Source organism: Phenylobacterium sp. (genome assembly GCF_044372605.1).
Lineage (GTDB): Bacteria > Pseudomonadota > Alphaproteobacteria > Caulobacterales > Caulobacteraceae > Phenylobacterium.
On record NZ_JBILRO010000012.1, the window covers coordinates 14320 to 30586 of the forward strand.

16 protein-coding genes are annotated in these 16267 nt (G+C 64.7%); 10 read left to right on the forward strand and 6 right to left on the reverse strand.

What is annotated here, in order from left to right:
- Nucleotide 1: 1 nt before the first annotated feature.
- The 3 genes from ACIQ42_RS02275 to ACIQ42_RS02285 are packed head-to-tail and all read right to left on the reverse strand — an operon-like array spanning nt 2 to nt 3021.
- Nucleotides 2-364: a response regulator gene (locus tag ACIQ42_RS02275; protein WP_397420602.1), complete on the reverse strand. Its 363-nt coding sequence runs from the start codon at nt 362-364 to the stop codon at nt 2-4.
- Complete coding sequence (locus tag ACIQ42_RS02280) at nt 361-651, reverse strand: STAS domain-containing protein (protein ID WP_397420603.1); 291 nt, start codon at nt 649-651, stop codon at nt 361-363. Before ACIQ42_RS02280 ends, ACIQ42_RS02275 begins: the two co-directional genes overlap by 4 nt.
- A 3-nt stretch (nt 652-654) precedes the next feature.
- On the reverse strand, nt 655-3021 hold the full coding sequence (locus tag ACIQ42_RS02285; protein ID WP_397420604.1) for a methyl-accepting chemotaxis protein: 2367 nt from the start codon (nt 3019-3021) through the stop codon (nt 655-657).
- A gap of 316 nt (nt 3022-3337) precedes the next feature.
- On the opposite strand from ACIQ42_RS02285, the gene ACIQ42_RS02290 reads away from it, so the two are divergent.
- Nucleotides 3338-5878: a helicase-related protein gene (locus tag ACIQ42_RS02290; RefSeq protein ID WP_397420605.1), complete on the forward strand. Its 2541-nt coding sequence runs from the start codon at nt 3338-3340 to the stop codon at nt 5876-5878.
- Nucleotides 5875-6177 carry an RNA-binding S4 domain-containing protein gene (locus tag ACIQ42_RS02295; protein WP_397420606.1) on the forward strand — a complete coding sequence of 101 codons (303 nt, stop codon included), beginning with the start codon at nt 5875-5877 and terminating at the stop codon, nt 6175-6177. Before ACIQ42_RS02290 ends, ACIQ42_RS02295 begins: the two co-directional genes overlap by 4 nt.
- Here the strand turns inward: ACIQ42_RS02295 and ACIQ42_RS02300 are convergent.
- Nucleotides 6174-6917 (reverse strand): SDR family NAD(P)-dependent oxidoreductase, encoded by a 744-nt coding sequence (locus ACIQ42_RS02300; protein WP_397420607.1) that lies wholly within the window; start codon nt 6915-6917, stop codon nt 6174-6176. The two genes, ACIQ42_RS02295 and ACIQ42_RS02300, sit on opposite strands and share 4 nt — an antisense overlap.
- A gap of 120 nt (nt 6918-7037) precedes the next feature.
- On the opposite strand from ACIQ42_RS02300, the gene ACIQ42_RS02305 reads away from it, so the two are divergent.
- The 4 genes from ACIQ42_RS02305 (at nt 7038) to ACIQ42_RS02320 (ending at nt 12638) form a co-directional block, all read left to right on the forward strand.
- Entirely contained in the window at nt 7038-7979 is a 942-nt protein-coding gene (locus ACIQ42_RS02305) for a formylglycine-generating enzyme family protein (RefSeq protein ID WP_397420608.1), read from the forward strand.
- Nucleotides 7980-8017: 38 nt separating this feature from the next.
- Nucleotides 8018-9046, forward strand: a complete 1029-nt coding sequence (locus ACIQ42_RS02310; protein WP_397420609.1) for a glutathione S-transferase N-terminal domain-containing protein — start codon at nt 8018-8020, stop codon at nt 9044-9046.
- Nucleotides 9047-9303: 257 nt separating this feature from the next.
- The gene (locus ACIQ42_RS02315; RefSeq protein WP_397420610.1) at nt 9304-11757 is read left to right on the forward strand and encodes a circularly permuted type 2 ATP-grasp protein; all 2454 of its coding nucleotides are present in this window, start codon (nt 9304-9306) and stop codon (nt 11755-11757) included.
- A complete protein-coding gene (locus tag ACIQ42_RS02320) occupies nt 11754-12638 on the forward strand; it encodes a transglutaminase N-terminal domain-containing protein (protein ID WP_397420611.1) in 885 nt (294 codons plus the stop codon). The genes ACIQ42_RS02315 and ACIQ42_RS02320 overlap by 4 nt, the downstream gene beginning before the upstream one ends.
- A 7-nt stretch (nt 12639-12645) precedes the next feature.
- On the opposite strand, the gene ACIQ42_RS02325 is transcribed toward ACIQ42_RS02320, so the two are convergent.
- Nucleotides 12646-12897 carry a hypothetical protein gene (locus ACIQ42_RS02325; RefSeq protein WP_397420612.1) on the reverse strand — a complete coding sequence of 84 codons (252 nt, stop codon included), beginning with the start codon at nt 12895-12897 and terminating at the stop codon, nt 12646-12648.
- Nucleotides 12898-13109: 212 nt separating this feature from the next.
- Between ACIQ42_RS02325 and ACIQ42_RS02330 the strand changes: the two genes are divergently transcribed.
- Nucleotides 13110-13550, forward strand: coding sequence for a helix-turn-helix domain-containing protein (locus ACIQ42_RS02330; RefSeq protein ID WP_397420613.1), 441 nt, complete (start codon nt 13110-13112; stop codon nt 13548-13550).
- Nucleotides 13551-13561: 11 nt separating this feature from the next.
- Here ACIQ42_RS02330 and ACIQ42_RS02335 read toward each other — a convergent pair whose 3' ends face one another.
- Nucleotides 13562-14206, reverse strand: coding sequence for a TlpA family protein disulfide reductase (locus tag ACIQ42_RS02335; RefSeq protein ID WP_397420614.1), 645 nt, complete (start codon nt 14204-14206; stop codon nt 13562-13564).
- Between ACIQ42_RS02335 and argH the strand changes: the two genes are divergently transcribed.
- The 3 genes from argH to ACIQ42_RS02350 all read left to right on the forward strand — a co-directional run.
- Nucleotides 14207-15628, forward strand: coding sequence for an argininosuccinate lyase (gene argH / locus ACIQ42_RS02340; RefSeq protein WP_397420615.1), 1422 nt, complete (start codon nt 14207-14209; stop codon nt 15626-15628).
- Nucleotides 15625-15840, forward strand: a complete 216-nt coding sequence (locus ACIQ42_RS02345) for a hypothetical protein (protein ID WP_397420616.1) — start codon at nt 15625-15627, stop codon at nt 15838-15840. Before argH ends, ACIQ42_RS02345 begins: the two co-directional genes overlap by 4 nt.
- Nucleotides 15840-16267: diaminopimelate decarboxylase family protein (locus ACIQ42_RS02350; protein ID WP_397420617.1), on the forward strand; the 428-nt coding region annotated here is incomplete at its 3' end. The genes ACIQ42_RS02345 and ACIQ42_RS02350, both read left to right, overlap by 1 nt.

Sequence of the window (16267 nt, forward strand, 5' to 3'; positions counted from 1 at the left end):
GTCAGGCCGCGACCTTCCGGATCACATCCAGAAGTTTTTCGGGGTTGAAGGGCTTCACGATCCAGCCTGTCGCGCCGGCCTCGCGGGCGCGGGCCCTCTTTTCCGGGTCGCTCTCCGTGGTCAGCACCAGGATCGGCGTCGCGCGATAGTCGGCGTCTTCCCGGACCCGTTCAATGAACCCGAAGCCGTCCAGCTTGGGCATGTTGATGTCGGTGATGATCACGTCAGCGCCGCTCTCGCTGAGCACTTCGAGGCCGTGTTCGCCGTCGACGGCCTGGGTGACCGCAAAGTCACCGCCAGCCAGGGCCAGTCGCAGCATGTCTCGCATGGTGCGTGAATCGTCCACCGTAAGGACCTTGATCAAAGCACGGCTCCGTCATTGTCGGCCTTGAGGCCGAGATGGGCTTCAGCAGCGAACAAGGCGGCTGCTGCAGTGAATGCAGCAGAGCGAGGTTCGATCGTTATGTCATGGCCCTCTTCCGACCAGGCTCTCCGGGCTGCGATGAGGACCTGGAGGCAAAGGCCACCGAGGCGATCGACGCCCGAGGCGTCAAGCTGCAGGGCGCCGCCACGGTGCTCCGTCAGCGCGACCTTCAAGGGTTGAGCCGCCTTGAGATCCAGCACGGGATCAAGACGAAGAGTGCTGATCATCGCCTAGAACTCCTCCCAGCCGTCATCCGCCGGCTTCAGGGCGTTGGCGCCGAATGTTTTGGCGATGCGGCGTGTCGCAGCATGCACGGGCGACGGCCGTGGTATCGACCCGGCGGTCGCGGCACGCGGCGCCGTGCGGCTCGCAGACGGGCCCTCGTCTGTCTGGAAATACGAGATCAAACGGTTCAGTTCGGTGGTCTCGGACTTCAGCGCATGGCTGGCTGCCGTAGACTGCTCAACCATGGCCGCGTTCTGCTGGACCACCTGGTCCATCTGGTTCACGGCTGTGTTGACCTCGGCCAGGCCCGTCGCCTGCTCCTGGGCCGAGGCCGCAATTTCCGAAATCAGCGCGTCAATGTCGGCGACCTGGGCCACGATCTTCTCAAGCGCCTTGCCGGTTTCGCCGACCAGTTCCACGCCTTGTACGACCTGCTGGCTGGAGGCTGAGATCAGGGCCTTGATCTCCTTGGCCGCCTGCGCCGAGCGTTGGGCCAGGGCGCGCACTTCCTGTGCCACCACGGCGAAGCCTCGACCGGCGTCGCCGGCCCGGGCGGCTTCCACCCCGGCGTTCAGCGCCAGCAGATTGGTCTGGAAGGCGATTTCGTCGATCACGCCGATAATCTGGCTGATCTCCTGCGATGAGGTCTTGATGTCGCCCATGGCCTGAACGGCCTGGGCCACGACCTCGCCGGACCGTACGGCTTCGGACTTCGCAAGCGCCACCGTGTCACTCGCCTTGCGCGCACCGGCGGCAGTGGTCTTTACGGTTGCGGTGATCTCGTCGAGCGCTGCGGCGGTCTGCTCGAGGCTGGCCGCCTGTTGCTCGGTGCGTCGTGACAGGTCATCGGACGCATGGGCGATCTCGTCAGCGCCCGTCCGCATGGCCTCCGAGCCTGTACGAACCTGACGCAGCGTCTGGGAAAGCGAAGCGACCGCCGCGTTGAAGTCCGCGCGGAGTTGCTCGTAATCGCCAGGGTAGGTTTCGGAAATCTGTGAATTGAGGTTGCCTTCCGAGAGGCTACTGAGGGCACCCGCAAGCGAGGTGACCACTGCGGCCTGTTCCTGGGCGCGCTCGGCGCGTTCGGCCTCGGAGGACGTTCGGTGCAGTTCCGCCGCCGTCACATCTGTCGCGTACTTCACGACCCGGTAAGGCTTGCCGTCTTCGCCGAATAGCGGCGTGTAGCGCGCATCGAGAAAGACCGTGCGACCGCCCTTGGCGACGCGCTTGAATACCTCCGCGAAGCCCTCGCCCTTGTTGAGGCGCTGCCAGAAGCTGGTGTAGTCGGGACTGCGGGCATAGGTTTCATCGACAAACATCGAGTGCTTGCCGCCGATGATCTCACTTGACGCGTAGCCCATGGTCCTGAGGAAATTCTCGTTGGCATCCAGGACCGTGCCGTTGAGGTCAAACTCGATCCGGGCCTGCGAGGCGTCCATCGCTGCAGACATGGCCTTCAGCTGGAAGATCGACTTCTCGGCCGCCTGTTCCTGGGATCGTAGGCCGCGGGCGACGGCGACCGACAGAATAGCTGCCACTGCCAGGATGGCGGCGACAATGCCGAGTTGCATCGCAAGCGAGATGTAGAACTCACGAATTCGCCCATCAAGGAGGCCGCCGAGAACCGTTGAACCGGCCGACCAGCTTGCTTCCACCTGTGACACCAGCGCGGCATGTGAGCCGCCAATAGCCACAGGTACTCCGGTCAGCGCCAGTTCGCCCTGCCGGATCAGCGTCTGGCTTGCGCCATCCAACGCCGCGGCATGGCTTTGCAGCGCGGACTTAACCTCGCCGCTTGGGTCGTTGGCCATGGTTGCAACGAGAGAGGCCTGCGCGCCCTTACTGGCCGTTTTCAGCCGATCCAGTGCGATCGCGATGTCCGCAGGCGACGCGCCGTCGTTGATCGCTGCTTGAAGACCGCTGGCCGAAACCAGCAAGGCAGGAAGGCGCACGACAATGGCGTCCATAGCGTAGAAGCTGTCGAGATCGGGGTCGAGCATGAGGTTCGAGCCGTCCGCAACCGCGACGACCAGAGAGGCGCCAGCCTCCAGGCGCGCCTGTGCGGAATCGGCCGCCTTGAATGTGGCAGCAGCGGCGTCGGCGGCGAAGGTTTTGGCCCCCGCCAGCACCGCGTCGTCAATTTGGGGGAGTGACCCGCGCTGGCTACCGTCGCTGTGAGCGTGCGCCTTGATGGATGGCCAGACCTGCTCAATGTAAAGGCGGCCTGCTTGTTCCTCTTTGGCAAAGTCAATCAGCGCCAATTTGTTGATCACAATGATGGTCATAGCGATCAGGACTGGAACAACGAACACGCTGCCCACCAAGCTGATCCGCGATATGATCGAAAGCCGATTGTTCAACACTGAAAACATCAATACCTCCGCGTAGGATCAACAAACTGTGCCAACGTCACAGGTCCGGGTCGAAGGAGAGCAACCTGGGCGCTCCCCCGAAACGACGATCGTGCAACGTAGTTCTCACACTCTAGCAGTGACGCATTAACGCGAGGTATAAGAGGCCGCTTTGTGGAGGAATTGTTCTGCTTTATAGTTAAAATACCAATCGTTTAACCTTGAAAAACCCTCGGAAAGCGAAGGCGCGCCGCGCTGTCGGGTCGGGCCTCGAACATTGCGAACCAGGGCCAATCACCCGCTTGCCCGACTCTCCTCCTCATCCCACCTTTAGGTCATGAGCCATCGCCCTACGGGTGCGGCGCCGTCCCGACTGGTGGCGGTGCTGGGTCCGACCAACACCGGCAAGACGCATCTGGCGGTCGAACGCATGCTCGGGCACGCGTCTGGCATGATCGGCCTGCCGCTCAGGCTGTTGGCGCGGGAGATCTACGACCGTATCGTCCGCGCCCGGGGCGCGCGCTCGGTGGCGCTGATCACCGGTGAGGAAAAGATTGTCCCGCCGCGCGCCGTCTACTTCGTCTGCACCGTCGAGGCCATGCCGCTGTCCAGGGAGGTCGAATTCCTGGCGGTCGACGAGATCCAGCTCTGCGCCGACCCTGAGCGCGGGCACGTCTTCACCCAGCGCCTGCTGCATGCGCGGGGAACCGCCGAGACCATGCTGCTAGGCGCCGGAACCATGGCACCGCTGGTCCGTCGCCTGTTGCCCCACGCCGAGATCGTAACGCGGGAGCGGTTCAGCGCACTGACCTACGCTGGTCCAAAGAAGCTCACCCGTCTGCCGCGTCGGACCGCCGTGGTCGCGTTCAGCGCCGATCAGGTCTACGCGATCGCCGAGTTGATCCGCCGCCAGCGCGGCGGCGCGGCCGTGGTCATGGGCAGCCTCAGCCCACGAACCCGAAACGCCCAGGTGGCCCTCTACCAGTCGGGCGAGGTCGACTTTCTGGTGGCCACCGACGCCATCGGCATGGGCCTGAACATGGACGTCGACCATGTGGCCTTCGCCGGCCTGCACAAGTTCGACGGCAAGCGCAGCCGCTTCCTCCACGCCCAGGAGATCGGCCAGATCGCCGGGCGCGCCGGCCGCTACATGACCAACGGCACATTCGGCGTCACCGGCGAATGCGACGATATGGATCCGGATCTGGTGGAAGCCGTCGAAAACCACACGTTTGCGCCGGTAGTGAGCGCGGAATGGCGGAACTCCCGGTTGGACTTCAGCGCCCTGCCCGCCTTGCTGGGGTCATTGGCCAGACCGCCCGAGCGGCAGGGGCTAAGCCTGGCTGCGGAGGCGCTGGACGAGAAAACGCTGAAGGCCCTGGCCGCCGACGAGGAGGTGGCGAACCGGGCGCGCGACAAGGTGGCGCTCGCCCGCCTTTGGGAGGTCTGCCAGACGCCCGACTTCCGCAAACTGGCGCCGGACGAACACATCAGCATGGCCAAGGGCTTCTTCCTGCAGCTGACCAGCGGGCGCCGGAGGATCAGCGACGACTGGATCGCTCGCCAGTACGCCCACCTCGACCGCGCCGACGGCGAGATCGACACCCTGGCCACCCGGCTGGCCAATGTACGAACCCTGGCCTATGTCGCCAACCGGCCGGATTGGCTGGGCGACGTACCCAAATGGCAGGGTCAGTTGCGGGTGTTGGAGGACCGTCTCTCCGACACTCTGCACCAGCAACTGATGGCTCGCTTCGTGGACCGTCGCACCAGCGCCCTCATGCGCGGCCTGAGGGTGCGCGAGGAGATGCTGGCGGGCGTCGCCGACGACGGCTCTGTGACGGTTGAGGGTCACTTCGTAGGCAAGCTGGCGGGCGTCAGTTTCGAGGCCGCCAAGGGGGCTTCGCTCCTTGAGGATAAGGCGCTGAGGGCGGCCGCTCTGCACGCGGTAGGCCCCGAGATCGCGAAACGCCTCGGCCGAATGGCCGGCGACGATGACACCGCCTTCGCCCTGACATCGGACGGCGCGGTGCTCTGGCGTGGCGCTGTTGCGGGCGTACTGACAGGCGGTGAACCCTTCCGGCCTCAGGTTCGGTTGCTGGGTGAGCTTGGCCCGGAACCTGCGCGGCAGAGAGCCGGCCAAAGGCTTGAAGCCTTCCTGGTCGTCGAGGCCGGACGACGACTGGCGGATCTGAAAAAGCTCGAAACTGCGGTGGCGGACGGCCGGATCAAGGGGCTGGCGCGTGGTCTGGCTTTCCGGCTGATCGAGGCTGGCGGCGTACTTGACCGGACGACCGTGCGCAACGAGGCCCGCGCCCTCAGCCAGGTCGAGCGTCGCACCCTCAGGGGCCTGGGCGTTCGGCTGGGCGCGTTCTCGGTGTTCATGCCGGGCCTGCTGCGCCCCGAGGCGCGGGTCCTGACCCAGGCGCTGGTGGCACGTGACGTTCCGGGCTGGCGTCCGGCGGCGGACCAGCCCGGGCGCGCACCGGCGCAGACGCCATCGCCGCGCGCCCTGGCCGCGTTCGGCCTGCGCCTCGTGCGCGGCTGGGTGGCTCCAGTGGCGCAACTGGAACGGCTGGATGAATTGCTGCGCGCCGGCGTCGGAAAAGGCGGTGCCATGATCCTCTCCCAGCCGGCCCAGGCCGAACTGGGCTGGACCGACGACCAGGTGCGCGAAATCCTCAAGGGCCTGGGTTTTGCCGCGGTGCGCAAGCTCGGCGAGCCGGTCGCCTGGCGTCGTCGGGTTGAGCGTGACTTCGCGGTGGAGAAGCGCCCGATAGTGGCACCCGATTCCCCCTTCGCCGCCCTGGCCGCGCTACGCAAGGAACCAACGCCCATACAGCGTCCGCGACGTCGCCGCCGGATCGCTAAGGCGTGAGCGAGGGCGACGCCTGCCGCGCTGACCTCTGGCTCTGGCGCGCCCGGTTCTTCAAGACCCGCACTCTGGCGGCCGAGTTCGTGGAGAAGCGCCGAATCCGCCTCATGCGGGGCGGACTGGAGTCCCGCCTCGACAAGCCGGCGCGACCAATCAAGGTCGGCGACCGGCTGGTGTTCGCCCTTGGAGGGCGTGTAGTGGCGGTCGTTGTGGAGGCTCTGGGCGAACGCCGCGGTCCGGCGGAAGAGGCGCGCAGCCTCTACTCGACGCTAGGTGGAGATGGAGACGCTCCGCCGCTCTAACCTGCGACGTAGGCCCCGCCATTGGCATGGATCACCTGACCCTGGACGAACTGCGCAGCCGGGCTGAGCAGGAACTGAACCACGCTGGCGTAGTCGGAGTCCTGGCTCATCCGGCCCGACGGATTGGACCGGGCGGCGCGCTCGAAAACCCGTGCGGCAGCCTCTTCGCCGCCCACCATCCCGGCCACTGAAGTCGTGGCCACCAGACCCGGTGCGACCGCGTTGATACGGATGCCCCGCGGCGCCAGTTCGGCCACGAAGTAACGCATCAGGCTCTCGGCCATCGCCTTGCCGACACCCAGTGCGGCATAGTTTGCAGACGCAGTCTTGGCCCCGGCGCTCGAGATCAAGACAATGCTGCTACCCCGCGACAGCTTCGGCAGGGCTTTGCGAACGAGGTAGAACAATGACAGGCCGTTCACCTGCATCGCCTCGCCAAACCGGTCGATCTCGGCATCCAACAGCGACGTCGGGTAGATCATCGCGGCACTGTGGACGATATGCAGCGGCCCGCCATCGTCTGGGAGCCCCTCCATCAGCCGCCCGACGTCATCGACATCGCCAACATCGACCTTGACCGTGCTGACCCGGGCGCCTGTGGAAGCCAGTCGCGCCATTGCTGCCATCGCCGCCGTTGTATCGGAATGATAGGCCAGGACCAGTTGCTCATCCCGTCGGGCGACATACTCAGCAATGGCCAGTCCGATTCCTTTGGTGCCACCGGTGATCAAGGTGCTCATGGGTACGTCGTTCCTGTTGCGACGGACACTGTAGTCGTGAGTGGAGGTCGACGGCTATGGACTGTTGTCAAAACCCCGGCGCAGCGGCATGCGTAGGGCGGCTGGAGGGCGCTGAAACCCATGACGATCGCGACTCGCGACAAGACCGAGGATATGCGCCGCCTGCCCGGCGGAACCTTCTCCATGGGCTCCGACCGCTTCTATCCCGAGGAACGCCCGAAGCGGCAGGTGCAGATCGATCCCTTCTGGATCGACGAGGCACCCGTGACCAACCGGCAGTACGAAGACTTCGTCCGCGCCACCGGCCACAAGACCCTGGCCGAGATTCCCCCAAATCCGAACGACTATCCAGGCCTCTTGCCGCACATGGTCCGGCCCGGATCGCTGGTGTTTACGCCACCCAGGGATCCCGTGCCGCTCGACAACCCGGGCGGCTGGTGGGCGTTTCACTTTGGGGCCTATTGGCGCAGGCCCTATGGCAGACATGCACCCAAGGCGCTGGACGACCACCCGGTGGTCCAGGTCGCCTATGCCGACGCAGAGGCCTATGCCCGTTGGGCTGGCAAGGACCTGCCAACGGAAGCGGAGTGGGAATTCGCCGCGCGTGGCGGACTCGAAGCCAAAGAGTTCTCCTGGGGTGATGAACTGGCGCCGGACGGCCAGATGCTGGCCAACTACTGGCAAGGACGTTTTCCGACGGAAAATCTGCAGCTCGACGGGTGGGCGCGAACTTCGCCGGTGCGCGCCTATCCGCCCAACGGTTATGGCCTTTACGACATGATCGGCAACGTCTGGGAGTGGACCTCCGATTGGTACGCTGAAGGCCCCGCCGCGCCAGGAAGCCCCTGCTGCATGCCCACCAACCCGCGGGGCGGAAGTCTTGAAGGCAGCTACGATCCGCAAATGCCCGAGATCCCGATCCCCCGAAAGGTCATCAAGGGCGGGTCTCATCTGTGTGCGGAGAACTACTGCCAGCGCTACCGACCGGCAGCCCGCCACCCGGAATCTATCGACAGCGCAACAACCCATCTCGGCTTTCGTTGCGTGATCCGCGACGAGTGATCTAAGTCGTGACAACGTCTCGCGGGGGAAATGACGACATGAGCAATTCGGATAATCTGGTCGCATTGAGCGGCGTGCCCGGGTCACCCTATACCCGAAAGATGGTGGCCCTGCTCCGCTATCGCCGCATCCCCTACAAGCTGATCCTGGGATCTCGCGAACTGGAAGGCCTGCCCAAAGCCAAGGTCGGCTTGCTGCCCACCTTCTACTTCCTCGACGCCGACGGCCAGTTGCAGGCGGTGACCGATTCCACGCCAATCATCCGCCGCCTGGAGGGGATGTTCCCGGAGCGCCCGGTGCGCCCGTCCAACCCGGCCCTGGCCTTCCTCGACGCCCTGCTGGAAGACTACGGCGACGAATGGCTGACCAAGGCCATGTTCCACTACCGCTGGCACTATGCGGACGATATCGCCCGAGCATCCGCCATCCTGCCGTCCTGGACGCGAGGCCGTGTGCCGGATGACGTGCTGAAAGCTTCCGGGACCATGATCGCCGAGCGGCAGATCCCCCGTCTGCGTTACGTTGGTTCCAACGAAACCACCTGGGCCGTCATTGAAGCCAGCTACATGCGCTTCCTGGACGCCATGGAGGCGCATCTGCGCGACCATGCTTTCCTGCTAGGGGCACGGCCCGGCGCCGGCGACTTCGGCGTCTACGGGCAGTTGACCCAGCTGGCCCTTTTCGACCCGACGCCCATGGCCATCACCGCCGTCCGCGCCCGACGTGTCTTCGCCTGGACCGGCGCCGTCGAAGATCTCACCGGTTTGGAGCCGACCGAAGCCGACTGGTTTGAGCCCACGAAGCTGCCGGAGACCCTGAAAGCGCTACTGGGCGAGGTCGGCCGCGTCTACGCGCCTTTGTTGATCGCCAACGCCAGGGCAGTTCAATCAGGCGCCGAGGAGGTCAAGACCGAGATCGACGGCCAAGCCTGGGTGCAGCAGCCCTTCACCTATCAGGCCAAGTGTCTGATGTGGTTACGCGAAGAGTATGGCGCGCTAGACGCCGGAGCCAGGGCTCAGGTGGATGCCGCACTGGCCGGAACAGGCTGCGAGGTGCTGTTCGCCTAGATTACGTCGAGATTGGATTGAATCAATCCAATCTCGAAAAACGTGATCGCCCTCATACGTTTAGAGCGAGCGGCGGCGAGCGCGGCTCAGCAGATTTTGAGGCTTGCATCACCTGACCCGAGCGAAAGGCCGCGCCTATGATGATCTATGAGCGCATGAGTCTCCAGTGAACCGGGATACGGGGATGAGCCTTGGCAACTGATACGTCTACAACAGCGCCGCCGACTGCCGGTCACGAACAGGCGGCGGCACGTCGGTTGTCGGGCTGGTTGAAGGGCTATCGCCCTTTGCCGGGGGTGCCTGACGAACTGTTCGATACCGCCGGTCGGCCGCGTGATCACTGGATTGCGTTTCTGGGAGAATTCGCTGCCCACGCCGAGGGCGAGTTTGGTCTGGCCACGCGCCACCTGCGCGACACTGGCACCTCGCACCGTGTCTACGGTGAGGAGAACGAACAATCCTGGCCGATTGATCCTATGCCGCTGATCCTGCCGCAGGATGAGTGGGAAGAGATCGTCGCTGGCGTCACCCAGCGCGCGACGCTGATGGAGGCTGTGCTCCAGGACATTTACGGCGAAGGCAAGTTGGTGTCGGAAGGCGCCCTGCCGGCCGCCGCCCTGGCTGGCAGCCCGGACTTCATTCGCGCGATGCGAGGCGCCAAGCCCCCGAACGGAAAATTCCTGCAGATCTATGCCGCCGACCTGGGCCGGGGTCCTGATGGTCGCTGGTGGGTGCTCGACGATCGTACCCAGGCGCCCTCCGGCGCTGGCTATGCGCTGCAGAACCGGCTGGTGGTCTCACGCGCCTATCCAGCCCTTTACAACAGCATGAACGTGCACCGGCTGGCGCCTTTCTTCGACGCCTTTCGTCGGGGCTTGTCGCAGGCCGCGGACCGCAGCGAGCCTCGAATCTGCCTGCTCACGCCGGGACCCTTCAGCGAGACCTATTTCGAACAGGCGCATCTGGCGCGCTATCTAGGCTTTCTCCTGGTCGAGGGTGACGATCTGGTTGCCCGAGACGGCAAGGTCTACGTGCGTACCATCGCCGGGCTCAAGCGCGCCGATGTGATCCTGCGCCGCGTCGACGCCGACTTCCTCGATCCTCTGGAACTCAATACCGCCTCCAGCCTGGGTACGCCCGGAATGCTGGAAGCCATCCGAGAGGGCGGGGTCGCGGTAATGAACATGCCGGGATCGGGCGTCATGGAGTCCCGGGCTCTGCTGGCGTTCCTGCCTCAACTTTGCCAACGCCTGCTTGGCGAAGACCTTCGCCTCCCCAATCTGGCGACCTGGTGGTGTGGTCAACCTCATGATCGGAATATGGTCAGCGCACGGCTGGATGACCTGATCGTGGCTCCAGCCTTCAACGTGCCCAATGCCGCCGGCCAGTTCGCCCGCCAACGCCTCGTCGCCGACATGACACCGGAGGATCGGGCCGACTTCATGAGCCGTTTCACAGACCGTCCCGGCGACTATGTCGGCCAGGACGTGGTGCGCCTGTCGACCATGCCGGTATTGCGTGATGGAAAACTTGAACCCGCGCCCTTCGTATTACGGGTCTTCGCCGCAGCAACGCCCGACGGCATCAAGATCCTGCCGGGCGGCCTGTGCCGTGTTTCCGACCGGACCGATGTACGCGCCATTTCTATGGGCGAGGGTGCGCGAACTGCCGACGTCTGGATCATCGATGACAAGCCGGTGGAGCGGCTGACGCTCATCCCCAGCCGGGAGGACGTCAAGGTTCGACGGATCCTGGGCCACCTTCCCAGCCGGGCCGCCGACAATCTGTTCTGGCTCGGTCGCTACATCGAGCGCGCGGAGGCCACGCTTAGGCTGGTCCGCAGTCTCTGCACCAGCTTGATGGCCTCTGAAGCAGCGGTCCACGCGAGTGGCGACACCTTTGACTCCTTGCGCAAGCTGCTGGTGGAATGGGGCGCGCTGGATGAGAAGGCCATGTCTGGTAGCGTGCTGGAAGCCGCCCGCGCCAGCTTGCACGACGGCGCAGCCTGGGGCTCTGTGATCGCGCTGGTCCGGTCCGCCCGGCGCACGGCCTCGGGGATGCGTGAACGCCTGTCCGCAGACTTCTGGGCGCTGTTGCTGGAGCTGGACTCCGATCTGGGCGGCGGAGAAGCACTGACCTCGGTGGCGGAGGCGTTGAAACAGGTCGAGGACGCCTTGCAGCATCTCGCAGGACTGTCAGGCCTTGCGCAGGAAAACATGAACCGGGTGGCCGGCTGGCGGTTCCTCGATATGGGACGGCGGGTGGAACGCGGCATCAATATCTGTCGATTCAGCCGTATGCTGGCTCACGACAAGGCAACGCTGGACGATCTGGATCTATTGCTGGATCTGGCCGACAGCCAGATCACCTATCGTGCCCGCTATCTGGTTGGGCTGGCCCTGACGCCGGTTCGGGACCTCGTTATGCTGGACCCCTACAATACGCGCTCCCTTTCCTTCCAGTTAGCGACGCTGAAGGAGCACATGGGCGTGCTGCCCACGCTCCAGGACGATGGGATCCTGGAAGAGCCCAGCCGGATACTGCGACCACTGGCCACCGAGGTCGAGACCGAGGACGCAAAACGCCTGGATGCCGACAAGATGCACCGCTGGGAAAGGGCGCTTATGCGAGTCTCAGGCGCCATCGCTGACCGCTACTTTCTGCAGGGTGCCACCGCCGTTCCGACCGTCAAGCTGGTGGGACTGGCGTGATCTACGGCCTGCGACACCGCACAACCTACGACTACGGCAACTCGGTAAGCTTTGCCCGCTGCGTCCTGCGGCTCACCCCTCGGTCGTCGCCGACCCAGACCGTCCTCGAAAGTTCAGTCCGGGTCACGCCCCGGCCATCCCTGCGCCAGGAGCGCACGGGACCGTTCGGTGCCGAAATGGTGACGGTCCTGGTCGACCGACCACACGACACCCTTGTGATCGAAGCCAGATCCCGAATCCGGGTCCATACGCCGCCACCGCCGAACGCAATCTCAACGCTGCCCTGGGAAACGGTTCGCGCCCTGGCGTTCGAGGATCGAAACCTCGCTGCCGATGGCCCGGCAGCCTATCTCTATCCCACCAACCGTACCCCGCTGGTGCCCAGGATAACCGACTATGCGCGCGCAAGCCTGACGCCGGAACGGCCGATCGTTGCAGCGGTTTCCGAGCTCATGACCCGGGTCTACAAGGACTTTCGCTATGATCCCGGCGCGACCGAAGTCTCCACACCGGTCTGGCAGGCTTTCGACGCGCGGCACGGCGTCTGCCAGGACTTCGCCCAGATCATGATCTCGGGCCTGCGAGGACTGGGCCTCCCCACGGCCTACGTCAGCGGCTACCTGCGCACCATCCCGCCTGAGGGCCAGCCGAGACTTGAGGGCGCAGACGCCACTCATGCCTGGATTTCAGTGTGGTGCGGGGCTGAAGCCGGCTGGATCGGCTTCGATCCCACAAACGATATCCTCGCAGCAGACGACCATATCGTTCTGGCGAACGGTCGTGACTATGCCGACGTGGCCCCGATCGATGGCGTGATCCTGGCGGCCGGCGCCCAGACCCTAACCGTCGAGGTCGATGTCGTGCCTGAGGAAGAATACTGAGATCGGCTCAGGAATCGTGGGCTCGCATTGTATGAGCCACGTGGAACCGCCCGGAGTGGGACAGCACGATCCAGTCGCCGCTATGCGCCACCACTGGACCCTCCGGCGTATGAACCTGCACAGCCGACGCCTCTGCAACGGACCTGGCCTCATCGCCCAACCAACGCCAAAGCACCGCCCAGTTCTTGCGGTCGTGCGCGGGGGGCACGCGAAGCGCGGCGCCGTGATCAAACGGGGGGTGCAGACGGGTGACGGACATGGGCCTCGGGAATCGCTACGCAGTTCACGGGGGGAGTTCCGGGGTGCTTCGGTCACCAAGTGCTTAACCGCGTTGGTCCAATCGCATACGTCGTGAGTTGATCGGTGCTCGCCTAACGGGTGAAATGGCTTGGCAGACGCGGGAAAAGGCCCTTACTCGCAACTTGAACTTGCGGGGTTCGGAGGCGGCTCCGCGCAAGCTGGGAGAACACTATGGCAGAGGTGTCAGCCAAGACGCCCGACCCTATGGACATTGCGTTGGGCGCCGCTGTGCGGATTCGCCGGCGTACGATCGGCATGTCGCAGGAGGCTCTCGCCGACCAGTGCGGCGTAAGCTTCCAGCAAATTCAGAAGTACGAGAACGGCGCCAACCGGATTTCATTCTCACGGCTTGTGCAGATCGCCCGTGCGCTGCGCTGCCGTGTGACCGATCTGATGGATGTGTTCGACGGTGCCGACATGGAAACTGCGGAAGACCTTAACCTGCTGAACCGCATGCGCACGCCGGGCGCGCTGGATCTGTTGTCAGGCTACGAGAAGCTGGCGCCGGATGTGCGGGCCTCTATCCTCAATCTGGTTCGCACCCTGCATGCCCAGCAGGAGGCGACGGCGGCCACGGTCGTGCCGCTCTCCATGCAAACGGTCGCAGCATGATTTCGCTGAACTCAATCTCCCGCGAGAGCCTCGTCGACGAGGGCGCGGGCGTCAGCCCCTGACCAGTCCGCTTCACCGGCCACGCGAGCCTTCTCAAGGCCGTCCCGACCGTAGATCACAGTCGTGGGCGCGCCAGCCGCGTTGATCTTGAACGGGAGCTTCATCTCGCGGTCATGGTAAAACGCCAGCGGCTCATGTCTGGCGATAAACAGCCGTGCCTTGGCGGCGGAGGTTTCGGAATCGATGCTGACCACGACAACCTCTACCTCCTTGCCGGCGTAGGCCGCCTTCAATTTCGCCAACGTCGGCATCTCGGCGACACAGGGCGCGCACCAGGTGGCCCAGATGTTCATGACCACCACCTTGCCCTTGAAGTCGGCGATCCTTGCCGCCTTGCCGGCTGAATCGTAGAAGGTGTAGTCGGGTGCCGGTCGCGGTTCAGCGGGTAACTGCACCTTGGAGGTGAATGACGTCTGCAGCGTCGAGGCCGATTCACCCGTCGACTCGCGAGACGGCGCCTTGGTGGAAGACTGCACCATGATGTAGAGAACGCCCGCGACGCCGACGATGGCGGCGCCCCAGAGGGCTCCGGTGAGCACCCCGCTTCTGGGCTTCCCAACCGGCTCAATACCGGTCGACTTCGGACCTTCGCTCATATGACTGACTCGTCCTCCGCCCCGCCCGCTCGCCCCGCTCCGGCGGGACAGGCCATGTGGGGGGGCCGTTTCTCGGGAAAACCCGCCGAACTGATGCAGGCGATCAACGTCTCCATCGGGTTCGACAGGCGTCTCGCAGACCAGGATCTCGCCGGGTCGAGCGCGCACGCGGCGATGTTGCGCAAGACGGGCGTGATTTCAAGCGAGGACGAGGCTGCGATCCAGAGCGGGCTCGCGACGATCACTGCGGAAATCAATGCCGGGACCTTTCCATTCCGGGAGGAGTTTGAGGATATCCACATGAACGTGGAGGCCCGGCTGCGCGAGCTCATCGGCCCGGCGGCGGGACGCCTTCATACGGCGCGATCCCGCAACGATCAGGTGGCGCTGGATTTCCGGATGTGGGTGCGCGAGGCCTGCGACCGGACGGGCAGCCAGATCAGGTCCCTTCAGATTACGCTTCTGGCCAAGGCCGAACTCCACGCCGATGCTGTCATGCCGGGGTTCACGCACCTGCAACCCGCGCAGCCAGTCACCTTCGGACATCACCTGATGGCCTATGTGGAAATGTTTGGCCGCGACGCCTCGCGCTTCGCCGACGCAAGGGTACGGATGAACGAAAGTCCGCTGGGCGCCGCCGCCCTGGCCGGGTCACCCTTTCCCATTGACCGGGATATGACGGCGACGGCGCTGGGCTTTGGCCGGCCGACGGCCAACTCTCTGGACAGCGTCGCTGACCGGGACTTCGCTCTGGAGGCTCTGGCCGCCGCCACTATCTGCGCCACTCACCTCTCCCGACTGGCGGAGGAAATCGTGATCTGGATGACGCCTCAGTTCGGATTCATTCGCCTGTCGGACGCCTTCACGACCGGCTCGTCGATTATGCCGCAGAAGAAGAACCCGGACGCCGCCGAATTGGTGCGCGCCAAGGTCGGTCGCCTCCTGGGCAGTTTCACCCAGCTAACCGTGGTGATGAAGGGACTGCCGCTGACCTATTCCAAGGACATGCAGGAGGACAAGGTTCCCACCTTCGAGGCCTTTGACGCCCTCGAGCTGAGTCTGGCGGCTATGGCCGGAATGATCGCTGATCTGGAACCTGACCACGATCGGATGGCCGTCGCGGCGGGCGCTGGATATTCCACCGCTACGGATCTGGCCGACTGGCTGGTACGGACGCTGAATATGCCCTTCCGAGACGCCCACCACATCACCGGGGCGGCGGTGAAGCGGGCCGAGGCCCTTGGCGTAAACCTGCCCGATCTGCCGTTGGTCGAGCTGCAGACACTGGATGCACGCATCACGCAGGCGGTCTACGATGTGCTGACGCCGGAGGCTTCCGTCGCCAGCCGGACCAGCTATGGCGGTACCGCGCCTGCACAGGTCCTGGCCCAGATCAAGCGATGGAAGGATACCCTGGCATGAACCGTATTCTCGCCCTGACAAGCGCCCTGGTCGTGGCGACAGGTCTCCCCGCCTGCGGCAAGGTCGGTCAGCTTGAGCGGCCCGGTCCAATGTTCGGCAAAGCCTCCGCGACGCCTGCCGACGTTGATGACGCTCGTCCGCAGGACCCCAGTCGCCCGCTGGAAACAGTGGACCCCCGGGATCGCTCCGCAGACCCGACCCCTGCGCGCTGATGAATCACTTCGAGGTTCTGGACGGCGAACTCGCGTGCGAGAGCGTCCCGCTACGGGCCATAGCCGAAGAGGTGGGCACCCCGGTCTATGTCTATTCGTCCGCCACCCTCGAGCGGCACTACACCGTGCTGCGGGAAGCACTGGTCGCTGAGGGCCTGGGCGATCCGTTGATCGCTTATGCGGTGAAGGCCAATTCGAACCTCGCGGTTCTGCGGACGCTCGGGAACCTGGGCGCGGGGGCTGACACCGTCTCTATCGGCGAGATCAAGCGCGCGCTTGCCGCCGGTATCTCGCCCGATCGCATTGTCTTTTCCGGCGTCGGCAAGAGCGAGAGCGAGCTCAGGTTCGCGCTTGAGGTGGGGGTCGGCGAGATCAACGTCGAGTCCGAACCCGAGATGCATCTGGCTTCAAGAGTGGCGCAGTCGTT